1 protein-coding gene is annotated in these 540 nt (G+C 63.7%); it reads left to right on the top strand.

Annotated elements, in window-relative coordinates:
• On the top strand, positions 1-540 hold a 540-nt coding region (locus tag EOA75_RS33655), incomplete at both ends, for an ATPase, T2SS/T4P/T4SS family (protein ID WP_164747798.1).

The raw sequence follows: 540 nt of genomic DNA, 5'->3' as shown, positions 1-540 counted from the left end.
GCTCGAGGACATCTGCAACGACGTGCTCGGCTATGGGCCGCTGGAGCCGCTGCTCGCGCGCGACGACATCGCCGACATCATGGTCAACGGTTCAAAGAACGTCTACATCGAGGTCAACGGCAAGGTCGAACCGACCAGCATTCGCTTCCGCGACAACCAGCAACTGCTCAACATCTGCCAGCGCATCGTCAGCCAGGTCGGCCGCCGCGTCGACGAATCGAGCCCTATTTGCGACGCGCGCCTTCCCGACGGCTCGCGCGTCAACGTGATCGCGCCGCCGCTGTCGCTTGATGGCACCGCGCTCACCATCCGCAAGTTCAAGAAGGACAAGCTGACGCTCGACCAGCTGGTCAAGTTCGGCGCCATCTCGCCGCAAGGCGCGGAGATCCTGAAGATCATCGGCCGCGTCCGCTGCAACGTCGTCATCTCGGGCGGTACCGGCTCGGGCAAAACGACGCTGCTCAACTGCCTGACCAACTACATCGATCGCGAGGAGCGGGTCATCACCTGCGAGGACTCGGCCGAGCTGCAGCTGCAGCA

Source organism: Mesorhizobium sp. M1A.F.Ca.IN.022.07.1.1 (assembly GCF_003997575.1).
In the GTDB taxonomy this organism is placed as follows: Bacteria; Pseudomonadota; Alphaproteobacteria; order Rhizobiales; family Rhizobiaceae; genus Mesorhizobium.
This window is presented reverse-complemented; position numbering and strand designations above follow the sequence as displayed.